This window comes from Cellulophaga sp. BC115SP, assembly GCF_009905545.1.
GTDB lineage: Bacteria > Bacteroidota > Bacteroidia > Cytophagales > Spirosomataceae > Flectobacillus > Flectobacillus rivi.
In genome coordinates, this window is sequence record NZ_JAAALB010000019.1 from 21954 (window position 1) to 36910 (window position 14957).

14 protein-coding genes are annotated in these 14957 nt (G+C 37.0%); 5 read left to right on the forward strand and 9 right to left on the reverse strand.

The features are described from left to right. Positions 1–11: 11 nt before the first annotated feature. A complete protein-coding gene (locus GVN22_RS15070) occupies positions 12–758 on the forward strand; it encodes a hypothetical protein (RefSeq protein WP_166551837.1) in 747 nt (248 codons plus the stop codon). Between the two features lie 81 nt (positions 759–839). Next, on the forward strand, positions 840–1091 hold the full coding sequence (locus GVN22_RS15075) for a hypothetical protein (protein ID WP_166551838.1): 252 nt from the start codon (positions 840–842) through the stop codon (positions 1089–1091). A 434-nt stretch (positions 1092–1525) separates the two neighbouring features. On the opposite strand, the gene ccoG is transcribed toward GVN22_RS15075, so the two are convergent. The 9 genes from ccoG to GVN22_RS15120 form a co-directional block, all read right to left on the reverse strand. Then, positions 1526–2968 (reverse strand): cytochrome c oxidase accessory protein CcoG, encoded by a 1443-nt coding sequence (gene ccoG / locus GVN22_RS15080; RefSeq protein ID WP_166551839.1) that lies wholly within the window; start codon positions 2966–2968, stop codon positions 1526–1528. 269 nt (positions 2969–3237) lie between these two features. Then, positions 3238–4104, reverse strand: a complete 867-nt coding sequence (locus tag GVN22_RS15085) for a cbb3-type cytochrome c oxidase N-terminal domain-containing protein (protein WP_205690911.1) — start codon at positions 4102–4104, stop codon at positions 3238–3240. Positions 4105–4130: 26 nt separating this feature from the next. Further along, complete coding sequence (locus GVN22_RS15090; protein ID WP_095167122.1) at positions 4131–4325, reverse strand: hypothetical protein; 195 nt, start codon at positions 4323–4325, stop codon at positions 4131–4133. A 139-nt stretch (positions 4326–4464) separates the two neighbouring features. Then, on the reverse strand, positions 4465–6606 hold the full coding sequence (gene ccoN / locus GVN22_RS15095; protein WP_166551840.1) for a cytochrome-c oxidase, cbb3-type subunit I: 2142 nt from the start codon (positions 6604–6606) through the stop codon (positions 4465–4467). 115 nt (positions 6607–6721) lie between these two features. Further along, on the reverse strand, positions 6722–6877 hold the full coding sequence (gene ccoS, locus GVN22_RS15100) for a cbb3-type cytochrome oxidase assembly protein CcoS (protein ID WP_166551841.1): 156 nt from the start codon (positions 6875–6877) through the stop codon (positions 6722–6724). A 204-nt stretch (positions 6878–7081) separates the two neighbouring features. Continuing rightward, positions 7082–7543, reverse strand: a complete 462-nt coding sequence (locus GVN22_RS15105; RefSeq protein ID WP_166551842.1) for a group III truncated hemoglobin — start codon at positions 7541–7543, stop codon at positions 7082–7084. A 386-nt stretch (positions 7544–7929) separates the two neighbouring features. Next, the gene (locus GVN22_RS15110; RefSeq protein ID WP_205690912.1) at positions 7930–8748 is read right to left on the reverse strand and encodes a phytanoyl-CoA dioxygenase family protein; all 819 of its coding nucleotides are present in this window, start codon (positions 8746–8748) and stop codon (positions 7930–7932) included. A gap of 102 nt (positions 8749–8850) precedes the next feature. Next, entirely contained in the window at positions 8851–9597 is a 747-nt protein-coding gene (locus GVN22_RS15115) for an acyl-CoA desaturase (RefSeq protein WP_166551844.1), read from the reverse strand. A 203-nt stretch (positions 9598–9800) separates the two neighbouring features. Continuing rightward, positions 9801–12194: a heavy metal translocating P-type ATPase metal-binding domain-containing protein gene (locus GVN22_RS15120; RefSeq protein ID WP_166551845.1), complete on the reverse strand. Its 2394-nt coding sequence runs from the start codon at positions 12192–12194 to the stop codon at positions 9801–9803. 149 nt (positions 12195–12343) lie between these two features. On the opposite strand from GVN22_RS15120, the gene GVN22_RS15125 reads away from it, so the two are divergent. The 3 genes from GVN22_RS15125 (at position 12344) to GVN22_RS15135 (ending at position 14785) form a co-directional block, all read left to right on the forward strand. Continuing rightward, entirely contained in the window at positions 12344–13045 is a 702-nt protein-coding gene (locus GVN22_RS15125) for a Crp/Fnr family transcriptional regulator (RefSeq protein ID WP_166551846.1), read from the forward strand. An 89-nt stretch (positions 13046–13134) separates the two neighbouring features. After that, positions 13135–13500, forward strand: a complete 366-nt coding sequence (locus GVN22_RS15130) for a cyclic nucleotide-binding domain-containing protein (protein WP_166551847.1) — start codon at positions 13135–13137, stop codon at positions 13498–13500. A gap of 457 nt (positions 13501–13957) precedes the next feature. Further along, positions 13958–14785 carry a universal stress protein gene (locus GVN22_RS15135; RefSeq protein ID WP_166551848.1) on the forward strand — a complete coding sequence of 276 codons (828 nt, stop codon included), beginning with the start codon at positions 13958–13960 and terminating at the stop codon, positions 14783–14785. Positions 14786–14957 lie beyond the last annotated feature (172 nt).

Consider the following 14957-nt stretch of genomic DNA (forward strand, 5'->3'; position numbering starts at 1 on the left):
TAACTGCATTTATGTCAGGAATCACCTACGGCGTTGCGCTGATTATTTTATTCTTTATTCTTCCTGGGGGACTTTTCCGAAAAGCTTATTCTCCGATTCATCTTTCTAATTATCATTTACGAGCCAGTAATTTTGCCGAAATCGCTACAACCTTAGGATTTGGGATGGTTATTCAATGTCTTGGTATATTGATCATTAACAAATTTCATCCATCGCTTTACGTCGATTTTCGCTTGTTACCAAAGCTACTATCAAATCCTGACGAAGTGGTACTTTCAAAAGTACAGAAGCATTTGATTCCAATTTTTAGTTACAATGCCTGTTTGTTACTTTTTAGCTACGTTATGGGTAGTTTGCTTCAGAGGCTGGTGCTGTCGTTACGACTTGACGAACGCTTTTTAGTGCTAAAATTCGATAATGCTTTTCACTATGTTTTTTCAGGAAAAATGTTCTTGAAGAAAGATACGGAAGAGATATTGACCTACATGAATGTTTGTGTCAAAATTGATAATGACTTTTTTGTGTATTCTGGTTTTTTATTGGATTATCAGCTCAATAAAGACGGGCATTGCGAATTGATTGAACTTGGTAAGGTAAAAAGAAAAGTAATCGATAAACATAACACAGAATTTAGCCATATCCTTAAAAAGAACCAGCATCATGAATACAATCTGTTTTGTGACAAATTGTTTATTCCGTATAATCAAATTCTCAATTTTGGCATAACCTACTTCCGTGTACAGCGTGTAAATGGATAGATAAAGATTACCCTTCTCTTCCCATTTTGTCGGTCTGTGTTAGATTTAGTATTTTTGCCGATTCATTAAAAATCAAAAACAATGTTGTGGACTGATATTCTAGTAGAAGCCTTAGGTTGGATTGGCTCAGTGTTGATTGTAGGTGCGTATGCGCTTAATATTCAAGGAAAACTGCGTGCAGACCAGCCCTTATATATTTGGAGTAATATGATTGGTGGGGTGTTTTTTATCGTAAATACGGTTGCTCATAAAGCCTATCCTTCCGCTTTGGTCAATGTCGTTTGGGTAGCTATTGCGGTTTACTCTATTTTAAAAACTAAACAAACAAGGTGATAGAAATCTCTAATTTAGTGATTGGAGATTGAGTGAATGAGTGATTTTTTTAAACCTACCTTTCACTCGTAGAGATAAAATGCTTTGCGTCTAAAGAGGTATCATGTTGAAATATAGTATCAAACATGAGTCATTCCTAATTTAGTGATTGAATGAATGAGTGATTAATTTAAAATTTGTATTCTGGCAGCTTAAGACCCAATGATTGCGTCTTAAGCCAAGTTATATCTAGCATAATAGAATCAAAAAAACGATCGGAAAATATTTTCCGACCGCTTTTTTGATGAAAACTTAGAGAATAACCTAAATGTCAAAATTAGGGATGACTTACTATGCTATGTCTAACTCGGTTTGAGACGCAAAGCATTGCGTTTCTACAAGTAAAATAAAATCACTAATTCACTCAATTGTAAATCACTAAATTAGAAATATAACTACTCCATCGGACCAAGGAAGGAGGTTTTTACTTCATCTATTACTTGTCCGTTGCTTAAAATCTCGACTTTGAGTTTGATCGAAGGAGACTCCAACTCTTTTTTAGGAATCACAATAAAGAAAGAACCTTTTGTCAAATCGCTTTTATTGAGTTGAAGAGGTTTGCCGATTAGTTTGATTTGAGCAGAAGGATAATCTTTCACTCGCAACGAAACTGGCATAGCATTGATAGTCTTGTTCAAGATTTCAATATTGTACAAGTTAGAAACATTTCCTTTTTCCTCTTGATATGTTAAGCCTGGTGTGCGTAAAAGTGTTGTTTCGACGTCGCTACGGGTTATCAACATATATGCTAAAATCCCCAATAAAGCTACTAATACGCCTGTGTAGGCTTTTATCCTTAAATTAAACGACAATTTTTTTCCTTGCTCAATACCATCTAATGACGCATAACGAATCAAGCCTGTTGGCTGATTGGTTTTTACCATTACCTCATCACAAGCATCGATACAAGCTGTACAGCCAATACATTCAAGCTGAGTACCATTACGAATATCGATACCCGTTGGACATACTTGCACACAAATACTGCAATCTACACAATGTCCTTTGTTGGCGTTAGGATTTGCCAATGCTTTTAGCTCTTCCAATGGATTGGGTTGCTCTTCTACCTTTTTCTTTTTGCCACGAGGTTCGCCACGAAGAAAATCATAAGCTACAATAATAGATTTTTTGTCTAGTAATACCCCTTGTAAGCGACCGTAAGGACAAACTACGATACAAACCAATTCACGGAATTTGGCAAAGACAAAATAGAATACAAAGGTAAAAATGACAATAGCCACTAATCCAGAAATATGATTCAGCGGATTATCGAGAATGATAGAAAATAGCTCTCTTTTACCGATGATATAGGCCAAAAATGTATTAGCAATCAGGAAGGAGATAATGAAGAAAATAACATGCTTCGAAGTTTTCTTCACTATCTTTTCAGTATCCCAAGGCTGTGCATCAAGGCGTTGTTGTGCTCTGTAGTCACCTTCAATAAAATTTTCGATTTTACGGAAAAGCATTTCCATAAAAATGGTTTGAGGACAAGCCCAACCGCACCATACACGACCAAAAATTACGGTAAAAAGTATAATAAAAACGATAAAAGTAAGCAAGCCGAAAGCCACTAGGTGGAAGTCCTGAGGAAAAAAGGTTACACCAAAAAAGATAAACTTTCGCTCAATTACATTAAAGAGAAATAATGGTCCACCATTAACTTCTACAAATGGTATTCCAAAAAGAAATCCCAACAAAAGCCATGAAAAATAAGTACGAAGCTTGTACAACTGGCCAACCACAATACGTGGATATATCCAAATACGTTTCCCTGTTTCGGTGACATTAGAAAGATGATCACGAAATTCGGTGGTATCAATTTTAGGAGGTTTCATAATTTTAAGAGTTAAATTTCAGCACATAAGTGAATTAGAAATAGTAAATACCAATGCTGAATTGTGAGTTGTGAATTTTGAATGTAAATTTCTAATATCCCGAATTTTACATTTCTATTTAATCAAATATTGTTTTGCTAGTAACCTTACTATGTATCTTCTTTAAAAAACAATTCGAACGCATCGAGGCTTATGCACTACCCATAAGTCTCGAACGTCCGAATCGTAATAACTTTATCATTAAAGGCTATTCATTTCTGTTAGCCCTACTACTTCATACTAACAGCAGCTTCAGCCTTATCTCCTTGAGGAGCTTTAGCATTAGCAGGCTTTGTTCCTTGAATCGACACAATGTAGCTCAACACTTGTTGCACTTGAATTGGATTCAATGTTTTTTTCCAAGAAATCATCCCTTTTTCAGGAACACCCTCGTTGATAGTGTGGAAAATAGCTTTTGGCGTACCACCATGCAACCAGTATTCATCTGTTAAGTTTGGACCAACAACACCTTCACCATTCGCCCCGTGACATGCTACACAGTTTTGAGTATAAATCTTTTTACCATCCTCAACACCTTTGGCATCTGTCAATACTTTTACATTGTCTTCGTTTACCGAATTAGCAAACTTTTTCATGTACTCTTCACGTGCTTTTTCAGCAATGGTTACTTCTTCGGTATATTCATTGTTCATGATTTTACCATTTCCGATTACGTGGTATCCAATCAAATAAAAAATACCAACGATAATCGTGATGTAGAAAAGGTACATAAACCATGGAGGAGTTGGGTTGTCAAGCTCAGCAATACCATCGTATTGGTGCTCCATAATCTGGTCTTTTTCAAACTGGATTGGTTTCAAGCTCCAGAATTTTTGCCAGAAAGTACGATTTTGCATCGCCTGTTCAAACTCAGAGCTTTCAGTTTTCGGTTTGAAAATATTTCTGATTTGTGAGTTAAGATTGAGCGTAACCACAATAATCACTGCACAAATCATGGTCATTAAGCCAAGTAAGGTAATTACAAAAAGCTCTTGACCTGATTTAAGTCCTGGAAGAAAAGTGTTTTTGGCTTCTTCGGCCGCAAACATCGAGAATGAGACCAGACTTAATATTGCTAAAATAGATAATCGCTTCATCGGATTGGTTATCAATTAGAAAGTTGTCAAATAGAAATCACATCTTGAAGCTCATTTTGGTTACTGTCTTCAAGGGGTAGGTTTTGCATTTTGTTCAAGTAGCTTTTGTCCATAATGAACAAATAAATACTTACAAGAACGAAGAAGGCCATAAATATGAGAAACGAGGTAATCATATATACATCAGCGCCGTCTACTTTGTCAATAAATTGCTTAAACATGACTTTAGATTTTTTAAGGCAGCTAAAGAGAATTTTGAGTGTCGAGTTTTGAGTGATGAGTTGTGAGTTAAAAAATATAAAACACTTACAATTAATATTTTATGCCTAACAACTCATCACTCAAAACTCTTCACTTAGATTAGTTTGCCGCAGTTTCAGTTTTCTTAATATCTGTACCTATTCTTTGTAGGTAAGCAATCAATGCAATGATTTCTTTATCTGAAGAAACTTTCACACCTTCCTTCGCAAGATTGGCAGCGATACCATCTGCTTGAGTTTTCAAATCTTCTTGTGCTTTTTGAATTTGGTAAGCATCATACGGCACACCCAATTTTTGCATCGCTTTCATTTTTGCCTCAATGTCAGTTGTATTCAATTTTTGTTCTAACAACCATGGGTATGGAGGCATAATAGAACCTGGCGACATTGAAATTGGCTCACGCATGTGGTGATAGTGCCAAGAGTCTGGATATTTACCACCTTCACGGTGCAAATCTGGACCCGTACGTTTTGAACCCCACAAGAATGGGTGATCATATACAAATTCTCCTGCTTTTGAATATTGACCGTAACGTTCTGTTTCACTTCTAAACGGACGAACCATTTGACTGTGACAACTCACACAACCTTCACGGATATACAAATCACGACCTTCTAATTCGAGTGCAGTATATGGCTGAACAGCACTAATCGTTTCTACGTTAGATTTTACCATGAAAGTAGGAATCAATTCTACGGCAGTACCAACCAAAATCATTACCAATGAACCTACCAATAATGGAATTGGTTTACGTTCGAACCAACGGTGCCAGTAAGTATCGCTTCCTGTTGGAGTGTAAGCTACTTCCAAAGCTGGAGCTTCGGCTGGTTCGTTTGCTTCCAAAGAACCTTGCGCCATTGTTTTGAATAAGTTGTAAGCCATCAAAATAGCACCTGTCAAGTAAATCAAACCACCAAAGGCGCGCATAGCATGCATTGGTAAAATTTGTAGCGTAGTTTCAAGGAAGTTACCGTATTTCAAAGTTCCTTCTGGCGTAAAGTCTTTCCACATCATACCTTGTGTAAAACCTGAAATATACATTGGTACAGCATAGAAGATAATCCCTAAAGTACCCAACCAGAAGTGTACATTAATCAATTTTTTAGAGTAAATCGTTGTATGGTAAATACGAGGAAGCAACCAGTAAAGAATTGCAAAGCTCAAGAAACCATTCCAACCCAAAGCACCTACGTGTACGTGTGCTACAATCCAGTCAGTGAAGTGAGCAATAGCGTTTACGTTTTTCAACGAAAGCATAGGTCCTTCGAAAGTTGCCATACCGTAGCTAGTTACCCCAACTACCATAAATTTCAAGATGGCATCTTCACGAACTTTGTCCCAAGCACCACGCAAGGTCAACAAACCGTTAATCATACCACCCCAAGATGGAGCAATCAACATAATCGAGAATACCGTACCTAATGATTGTGCCCAGTCTGGTAAGCTAGTGTATAATAAGTGGTGAGGACCAGCCCAGATATAGATAAAAATCAAAGCCCAGAAGTGCAAAATCGATAACTTATAAGAATATACGGGACGATTTGCCATTTTTGGTAAGTAGTAGTACATCAATCCTAAGAAAGGAGTTGTCAAGAAAAATGCTACTGCATTGTGACCATACCACCATTGAACCAAAGCATCTTGAACACCAGCATACAAAGAATAACTTTTGAAAATTGTAACTGGTAATTCGAAAGAGTTCACAACGTGCAACACTGCTACGGTAATAAATGTAGCAATATAAAACCAAATAGCTACATACAAGTGGCGTTCACGACGTTTGAAAATAGTACCAAACATATTAATACCAAACACTACCCAAATCAAAGTGATAGCTATATCGATTGGCCATTCTAACTCTGCATATTCTTTACTACTTGTTAAACCCAATGGAAGAGTAATGGCTGCTGCTACGATAATTAATTGCCATCCCCAAAAGTGAATTTTCGAAAGAAAATCGCTAAACATTCTGGCTTTACAGAGGCGTTGAAGGGAGTAGTAAACACCCATAAAAATAGCGTTTCCTACAAAAGCAAAAATAACGGCATTGGTGTGTAGAGGACGAATACGCCCGAATGTACCATATTGCGTAACATTAAGCTCAGGCTTGAAGAGTTGAGAAGCGATAATAACGCCCACCAACATGCCCACAATCCCCCAAATAATCGTCGCAACGGCAAAGTTTCGGACAATCTTATTGTCGTACTCAAAGCGTTCGATGTGTGTACTGATAGCTGACATATTTTTAGATTATAAATTGGTTACGAGAACAATTGCGATTGAGAGCGAATTTTGGCGATTCTACCCTCCCATTTTACTACGTCGATTGAGTCTGACTCAACGTTTGATTTCTAGTTTATTTCGGAGTACTTTTTTGGTCGTCCAACAAAATACGCATAGCGGGAGTGTGTAAATCGTCGTTTTGTCCGTCTTTCATTGACCAAAAAAACGCACCTAAAAAAACAAGTGCCATCACCAAACTGATTCCGATCATGATGAAGATGATTTGCATTTTTTTGTGTTTTTCTGTGTTTCTATGCTTCAAAATTGGGGCTTTCTGCTGTGTTCAGCTATGAGGAATGTTAGTGGGGTTACTCGTATTTATTAGTCTGTTTTATGACAAAAGTCAGTAAAAAAGGCTTGTTTGAGGAGGAGCATAAAAAAAGGCACAAGAGTTATTCTTGCACCTTTTGGGGTAAGTTTCTTATTATCAAGACTATGATTGCGATACTTCTATCGTAGGAGAATCATTCAGTTTATTCATGTAATCAATCTTATGCGCCCATGCATTGGCTATATTATAGGCCCTTTGCTTGGCTTCTTCAGCTTTTTCGCCTTCAAATAGTTCGTCCAAGGTTTGAAAAAACAAACTCAGCCATTGCTCAAAATGAGGGATTGTAAGCTGATGCACCGAATTAATTACAAAATGTGGACGTAACGGATGTCCATCGTATCCTTCTGTACCAAACAATATCATTTCCCAAAAATTGTACATTTTAGGTAAATGCTTTTGCCAATTCACTCTTGCTACATGATCGAAGATATGTCCGAGCATTTGATTATCTCGTACTTTATCATAAAAGGTATTCACAAGAAGTTCGACATCCTCACGTCCTTCCAAAGCCTTTTTCACTCTGGGAGTTTGTGTATTGGTATCTATATGTTGTTCTGGATTCATTGTTTAAAGCTTAAAATATGGGGTTGTCTGTCAATCTTTTGACACTCAAATCGCTAAAAAAGTTCTTTTTGAATGGCATAAATACTTTCCTTTCCTAGCAATAATTTGATAAATCTAGTTCAAGACTATGTTACCCTTAGTTCAAGACTTTGTCTTGGACTCATTTTTTATTCAGTTTACAAACTGAACAATAGGATAGTCCAAGACTATGTCTTGAACTAGGTTTCAAACTAAGTCTCGAAAAAAAGCACAAAGCTAACACCACAAACTGCCTAAAAACGGGTCAATGGATGTTTTCCTTGTGCTTTAGTATTAACAAAATTGGATTGATATGAATTTTAAATTACTCCGAAATTCATCACTGTATTGATTGGTGTCAGTAAATATTATCGTTGAACAATCTTCGCCAAGCGGTGATAAAATGGCGTCGAACTGTTTTCGTCTTTTGGGGCATATTTGCCTTGAATAATCGGAAAATACATGACACGGCGACGTGATTTTTCGCCTGTAAAAGGGCAAACTTCCACTCTATGCCAAAGGTCACCGTCGTGTACTGTCAAGTCTCCAGCTTCGATGTCCAAACCAACTTCATTAGGGTCTGGATTATGGTCGATGAATTGTTTTTTCAAAAACAAAACCTTCATTTTGCTCAATTTATGTGTGCCTGGCAGTACTCTCAAACCACCGTTCTCAAAAGGACAATCGTCCAAATGTGTCCCAATATTGAGCATTTTCAAAATCTTTTGTCCCAAAAATAAATCTCGTGGGCTATCGGTATGCCAACCCATTTGTGAGAATTTACTATTGTCTTGATTGATATAATGATTAAACACTAATCCATCCTTTTCTACCTCCGCGATACGATTATTGTTGGGTTCTAACAAAGTCAAAAGCGCCTTCAAACGTGGGTCTTGCAAATATTGATGTAATATACCGCTATGTGTCGAAAGAAAACACATACGCTGAATCATGGGATTGCCTGCTGGGTCTTTACCAAATTTCAGCGGCGTACCATTCATTTTTTCGATTCCTTTATCAATCCACTCTTTCTCTACTCTGTGGGCTTCTTGCAAAAACAATTTGACAGTATCTTTAGACAAAAAGTTTTTGAAATGTAAAAATCCATATTCGTTAAAAAAAGCACGCTGCTCGTCTGTTATCTGCTCACCGAGCGTAAAGGTCTTTGCTTCAAATTGTTTCCCCATATCTTTAAACATTTAGCATATTTTGTTTCAGGTCAAAGAATAGGCTTTAGTCAATTCACTACAAAAGTCTATTGACTAAAGCCTATTCTTTCACTCCTGATATTACATATAATTCAAGTCGTTATTTTTCTTCAACTTAATAATGTGTAAGGCATTCAACAGTAAAATCACTGGATACGTTGGGTCAAACTCATGCCATTTTACACCGAAGTTGGCACGACCACCTAATTTGTGGTGATTGTTATGATATGACTCACCCATCATCAAGAAATCAAATGGAAGTAAGTTTTTAGCTGTATCGTTTACTTTGAAATTGATGTATCCATATTTGTGTGCAAACCAGTTGATCACTACTCCATGCACAGGTCCCATCAAATAATGAATTGGCAACAAAGCATATTCCCATGGAGAAGTAGCAAATTTCATATAGAACAATGTGTAAAGTGTACCCCAGAAAATACGCATCAACCATTGGTCACCTAACTTTTCTAAAAACATCCAGTTTGGTACATTCTTTTTGAATTTAGGGTCAATGTCAGCTCTATCGTACAATACATCATTATAAATCTTCTTAGTCTTCCACATCATATCAAACAAGTTGCTTGAATAGCTTGGTGAATGCGGATCATTTTCGGTATCAGCATAAGCATGGTGCAAGCGGTGCATAATACCGTAAGCTTTTGGACTCAAGAAAGACGAACCTTGGGTAATTAAGGTAAAAACATAGAAAAATTTTTCCCAGCCCTTAGACATCGTAAACATTTGGTGTGCCGCGTAGCGGTGCAAGAAGAATGTCTGCGAGAATAATGACAGATACCAGTGTGCTACAAAAAAAATTAAAATTGCCATGTAATTGGGATTTATAGATTAGGTAAATGTTTGACTAATACAGGTTAAACCGCTCAGAAAGCCAGCAGGCGAGCCAATGCTCACAACACGGTACAAGGAAAAAAGCAATTTTCCGATGAACGATTCGTACACTATCATTAGCCAAACCATTACGAATTTGGAACAAATTTAATAGACTATCTAATCTGTAGAGTTGACAAAAATCAGTACTTAAACTGACTTTTACCACGTAAAATCATCCCTACAGAGGCAATAATCACCATGGTCGATGAGCTCATAGGCATCAGTATTGCAGCTACTACAGGATGCAAAGTACCAGAGGCAGCAAAGGTCAGACCGACAAAGTTGTAAATCAGCGATACCACAAAACTGAACTGTATCAAACGCAAGGCATATTTGCTGTACTTGAAAATAGCAGTAAACTTATGCAAAGAGTTCGCCTCCAAAATACCGTCGCTTGATGGCGTAAAGTTGAGCGTATCGTCGGTGATAGCTATCCCAACATTAGATTGCTTCAAAGCTCCCGCGTCGTTGAGTCCATCGCCCACCATGACTACTTTTTTGCCTTGAGCTTGTAGTTTTTTGATAAAATCAAGTTTTTCTTGTGGGGTACAATTAAACTTCAGGTTGTTTTCATCCGAGAACCAGCTTTTCAATTGATTACGCTCCGCTTCGTTGTCACCTGATAACAAATAGGTATGGTATGTTTTACTGAGTTCTCGAATTTGGCTCTCTATATCGGCACGATAATGATTTGGTAACGAGTAATAGCCAATATACTCATGGTCGATTTTGAGATGGGCAACACTGGCATTAAAGCCTTTCTCAGGTTTTTTCCCGTCTGGATTCACAAAGTCAAACGAACCTAATTTGATTTGGTGGTTCTCATACAATCCCTTCAAACCTTGCCCAGTGATTTCCTGAAAATTTTCTATTTCTAGAAAAGTAGGTTCAGGATACAGGTATTTGATTTTTTGTGAAATCGGGTGTGTCGAATTTCTTACCAAAGACGATACCAACATCTCCTCAAACTGGTTCAAAGGTCGCTGACTATGAAAAGTTGGCAAACTTCTTTCAGAGGTTGTTAAGGTTCCTGTTTTATCAAAAACAATGGTATCACATTGTGCCATAGCCTCGATAATGTCAGCATTTTTGAGATAAAAATTCTGTTTTCCCAAAATTCTCAAACCATTTCCCAAAGCAAAAGGATAACTCAACGACAACACACACGGACAAACTACAATCAGAATAGCAGTAAAGGCATTGATTACTTTTGAAGGCTCGTGGAAATACCAATAGATAGAAACACAGGCAGCAATTGTCAATACTGAAATTGTATAGTATTTCCCTACTAAATCAGAGAAAGTTTTGATTTTAGAATCTTGGCTTTTTTGAAAAGTATCATTATTCCACAATTGGGTCAAATAACTTTGAGATACCTCTTTCAATACTTCCATTTCGAGTGTCTCCCCTACCTGACGACCGCCTGCATACAAGAAATCACCTACTTTTTTAGCTTCCAATGCAGATTCACCTGTTACGAAACTGTAATCTATTTGTGCATTGCCTTTGTATAGAAATGAGTCAGCAGGGATGAGTTCGCCATTTCTTACGAGAATTTTATCCCCTTTTTTCAAAGCATTCAAAGAGATGGGCTCTTCTTTTCCTTGAGTCAATCGAATAACAGCCAAAGGAAAATAGGATTTGTAATCCCTTTCAAACGACAAAAAACTATACGTTTTCTGCTGAAACCATTTACCAATCAATAAAAAGAAAATCAAGCCTGATAAAGAATCAAAATAACCAGCTCCATTTAAAAAGATGACCTCATAAGTACCTCTAAAAAATGCGACCAAAATCCCGAGAAGAATCGGAAAGTCGATATTGATAATCCCTTTTCTCAGACTTTTATACACTGATACAAAATAATCTGAACCAGAATATGCCACCACGGGAACTGACAATGCCATACTCAGAAATCCAAAAAGCTTTTTGTACATCATGTCATCCAAGCCTAAATATTCTGGAAAACTAAACAACATGATATTACCTGCACAAAAACCTGCGACACCAATTTGCGTCAATAGTTTTTTGTAAGAAGGTTTGTTTTTTTCCTTCACCACGTCATTCAAACTAATCAGTGGTTCGTAGCCAAATGAAGTCAACATTTCGGCTAATTGGCGTAATGTGAGCTCTTCTGGATTGAAGGTAATCGCCACTTGTTTTTTCAAAAAATCAACTTTTGATTGCTTTACACCCGTATGAAGTTTGTACATATTCTCCAAGAGATACAAACAAGATGAACAGTGAATGGAAGGAATATAAAAGCTAATTTTGGCAATTTTGTCACTTCTAAAGTCTAATAATTGATTGGTAATCTCGGTATTATCCAAAAACTCAAAATGAGCCATTTGCGGACTATTACCTGACATTTTTTCAATGTCATAGTAATTACAAAGATTATTTTGGTCAAGTATTTCATAAACAGTTTTGCAACCTTCGCAGCAAAAGTTTTTCTCCTCGATATGTATGTGAGTGTCTGGGCAGTCGTTACCACAATGATAACACACCAGAGCCTCGTCAGTAAGCGTTTCCATGGCCTCTACAATTTTTTCCAAAATTTGCCTTTGACCTCTGAAGTAAATATGAGTAAGGTGATGTCAAAAACTGATAAAACTCATATTTTCCGATACTGACCTTTTGCAACTTCGCAGAGTGATATTTATCAATCTAATCAGTGTTATATATGAAACCGCAAGCTCCACATTGTCAAAGTTGCCAATTCAAAGATAGTTCACTCTTCAAGCAGTGCCATCTTCACGAGTTGGAAGAACTGAATGAAAGCAAATGCTTTAACTCCTATAAAAAAGGTCAGGTTATCTTTCATGAAGGAAATAGACCGCTGGGTATTTTCTGCGTATATGGCGGTAAGGTAAAGGTAAGTAGAATGGGCTCAGACGGAAAAGAGCAGATTATTAGACTTGCCAAAAAGGGAGATACCTTGGGTTATCGTTCGCTGATAGACAATACTAAATATACAGCTTCGGCTATTGCTTTGGACGAAACAGAGGTTTGTTTTATTCCTGCAACAGAGTTCAATAAGTTGGTAGATGAAAACGTAAAAGTTTCGACCGATTTAATGAAAATGCTTGCTCGTGCTCTAGGAGATACACAAGATAAGTTGATTCATTTGGCGATGAAACCTGTGCGTGAGAGATTGGCAGAGGCATTATTATTACTCAAAAGTACTTATCAAGAAGAAGGCAAAACGCCCTTTTCGATCTCTATTTCGAGAGAAGATCTCTCATCGATTGTTGGCACTGCCAAAGAAACTGTCATTCGCTTTTTATCAGAATTTAAAGAAGACGGCATTATTACAACGCATGGTAGTGAAATCACCATTTTGAACCCAGAGAAATTAGTAAAAATTAGTAGTATGTACGACTAATTTTTATGTCAGCTTGCCCAGTGACTATTATCATTTCAGGGGCTTGCAATCTCGCCTAACTTAGCCAACTCATAGCAAGCAAAGAAACAATGAGAGAAACGGAACGTAAAATTTTAGCGAGTGGTATAGAATTAAGTTTCAAAGAAGGTGAGTATTTGTATAGAAAAGGACAAGATGCCGAATTTGTATTTTATCTGAAAGATGGTGCTTTTGAACTTCGAGATGAACATAACAAACCCATTGTTATCGATGGATTTAGGTGCTTCTTGGGATTGGAAGAAATGCTCTCAGATAAAAAACATCGATATGGCGTTAAGGTTCTTTCCAATGCACATGTACTTGTTTTTGAAAAATCCTTACTCAATACCCTTATCTATGAATACGAATTGGCCCAAAGATATTTTATGCTCAAAATGTGTGATTATCTGGCCTTTCATGAGAAAGTGTATGAATAAAACTTTCGATATAAAATTAGCAGAAAACTAGGTTAGCTTTGGCAATTGACCATCTTTAGGATTTTGTCATGACGAATTTTAATCTTTTTAGCGTGACTGCTTTCATTCAAAAACATGACAATTGTCATGTTTTTAATACCAGAAAAACGGCAACTTTACCGTATATCAATGATATATTAGTAGCAAAGTTCTAAGGCAAAATAAGATTGCATTAGGACGCTTTAGGCTGTAAGCCTTAGGCAGCAGGCATAAATGTTTATATTACACTCTTAAACTTTTATTCTTCTGCGTAATGCTTAAAGTCTACGGCGGGTGAAATTAATAATATCCCTACGAGTTTACTTTGATTAGTATCCTACTGATTGTGAGTATCTTCAAACAACGGGTAATTATTAATTAATAACTTCTTCTTACTAAAATCAAGTTTATGTTTTTCCATTAAATCTATAAAAAAGTCATGAAAAAGATACTCGTGCCTACTGATTTCTCTGAACTATCGTTAGCAGCATTAGATGTAGCAGCCATGTTTGCTCGTGCAACCTCGGCAGAAATTGTTCTATATCACAAAGATTTTATTATTCTTCCAAACATAGATTTTATTGAAGCGCCCATTACGACCTACGATGTAGAAACCAATGAAGCGATTCATAATCAAACGCAAAAGCAATTGGAAGACATCATCCAGTCGCCTAAATACGACGGAATCAGCATTGTAGTGTACAATACAGATGACTATGAGGAACTGGGCGAGGCGATTTCTGAAAGAACCGATATTGACCTAATCGTTATGGGTTCTGAAGGCGCCACTGGCTGGAAAGAGTTTTTGGACGGTTCCAATTCTGAAAGTGTGGTAAGACATGCACATTGCCCTGTTTTGGTTATCAAAGAGCCGATTTCGACATTCTACCCACGCAAGGTAATGTTTGCTGTCGATTTTGAAACGCCTTTTGATGATAAACTCATTAAGACTTTAAGCCATGAAATTGAACAAACATACGTGGTTTATGTGAACTCTTCAGATGGTTTTGAAGATACCAGAACCATCAATGAGAAGATGGCAGCTTTTGAGAAGGAGCATAATCTTACCGACCATGAGTTTGTGATTTACAACGACTACAGCGCAAGTAATGGCGTAATTCATGCGGCCGAAGATTTACAAGCTGATCTCATCGTCATGTCGACTAAAGCTCGTTCTGGACTGAGTCATTTCTTATTTGGTAGCGTAACCGAAACGGTAATCAACCACTCAAGCATTCCTGTACTTGCCACTTTAGCAAAACATTAATTAAACCGTTAGACGTTCTTTTTGTCGAATCAATGAAATTCCTGGAATGGCAATTCGGCAAACACGAATGGTACTTGATATCAGGATTTTACCAACAATTTAATAGCTCAGGCTACTGAAATATTCTTTTGAAAAATCACAAACTGATATTCAATTTTTGAATTTATGTAGT

What these genes read in the sequence shown, in the direction of transcription:
- GVN22_RS15070 (WP_166551837.1), top strand. Translation starts at nt 12, where the DNA reads ATGTCAGGAATCACCTACGGCGTTGCGCTGATTATTTTATTCTTTATT.
- GVN22_RS15075 (WP_166551838.1), top strand. Translation starts at nt 840, where the DNA reads ATGTTGTGGACTGATATTCTAGTAGAAGCCTTAGGTTGGATTGGCTCA.
- ccoG (WP_166551839.1), bottom strand. Translation starts at nt 2,968, where the DNA reads ATGAAACCTCCTAAAATTGATACCACCGAATTTCGTGATCATCTTTCT.
- GVN22_RS15085 (WP_205690911.1), bottom strand. Translation starts at nt 4,104, where the DNA reads ATGAAGCGATTATCTATTTTAGCAATATTAAGTCTGGTCTCATTCTCG.
- GVN22_RS15090 (WP_095167122.1), bottom strand. Translation starts at nt 4,325, where the DNA reads ATGTTTAAGCAATTTATTGACAAAGTAGACGGCGCTGATGTATATATG.
- ccoN (WP_166551840.1), bottom strand. Translation starts at nt 6,606, where the DNA reads ATGTCAGCTATCAGTACACACATCGAACGCTTTGAGTACGACAATAAG.
- ccoS (WP_166551841.1), bottom strand. Translation starts at nt 6,877, where the DNA reads ATGCAAATCATCTTCATCATGATCGGAATCAGTTTGGTGATGGCACTT.
- GVN22_RS15105 (WP_166551842.1), bottom strand. Translation starts at nt 7,543, where the DNA reads ATGAATCCAGAACAACATATAGATACCAATACACAAACTCCCAGAGTG.
- GVN22_RS15110 (WP_205690912.1), bottom strand. Translation starts at nt 8,748, where the DNA reads ATGGGGAAACAATTTGAAGCAAAGACCTTTACGCTCGGTGAGCAGATA.
- GVN22_RS15115 (WP_166551844.1), bottom strand. Translation starts at nt 9,597, where the DNA reads ATGGCAATTTTAATTTTTTTTGTAGCACACTGGTATCTGTCATTATTC.
- GVN22_RS15120 (WP_166551845.1), bottom strand. Translation starts at nt 12,194, where the DNA reads ATGGAAACGCTTACTGACGAGGCTCTGGTGTGTTATCATTGTGGTAAC.
- GVN22_RS15125 (WP_166551846.1), top strand. Translation starts at nt 12,344, where the DNA reads ATGAAACCGCAAGCTCCACATTGTCAAAGTTGCCAATTCAAAGATAGT.
- GVN22_RS15130 (WP_166551847.1), top strand. Translation starts at nt 13,135, where the DNA reads ATGAGAGAAACGGAACGTAAAATTTTAGCGAGTGGTATAGAATTAAGT.
- GVN22_RS15135 (WP_166551848.1), top strand. Translation starts at nt 13,958, where the DNA reads ATGAAAAAGATACTCGTGCCTACTGATTTCTCTGAACTATCGTTAGCA.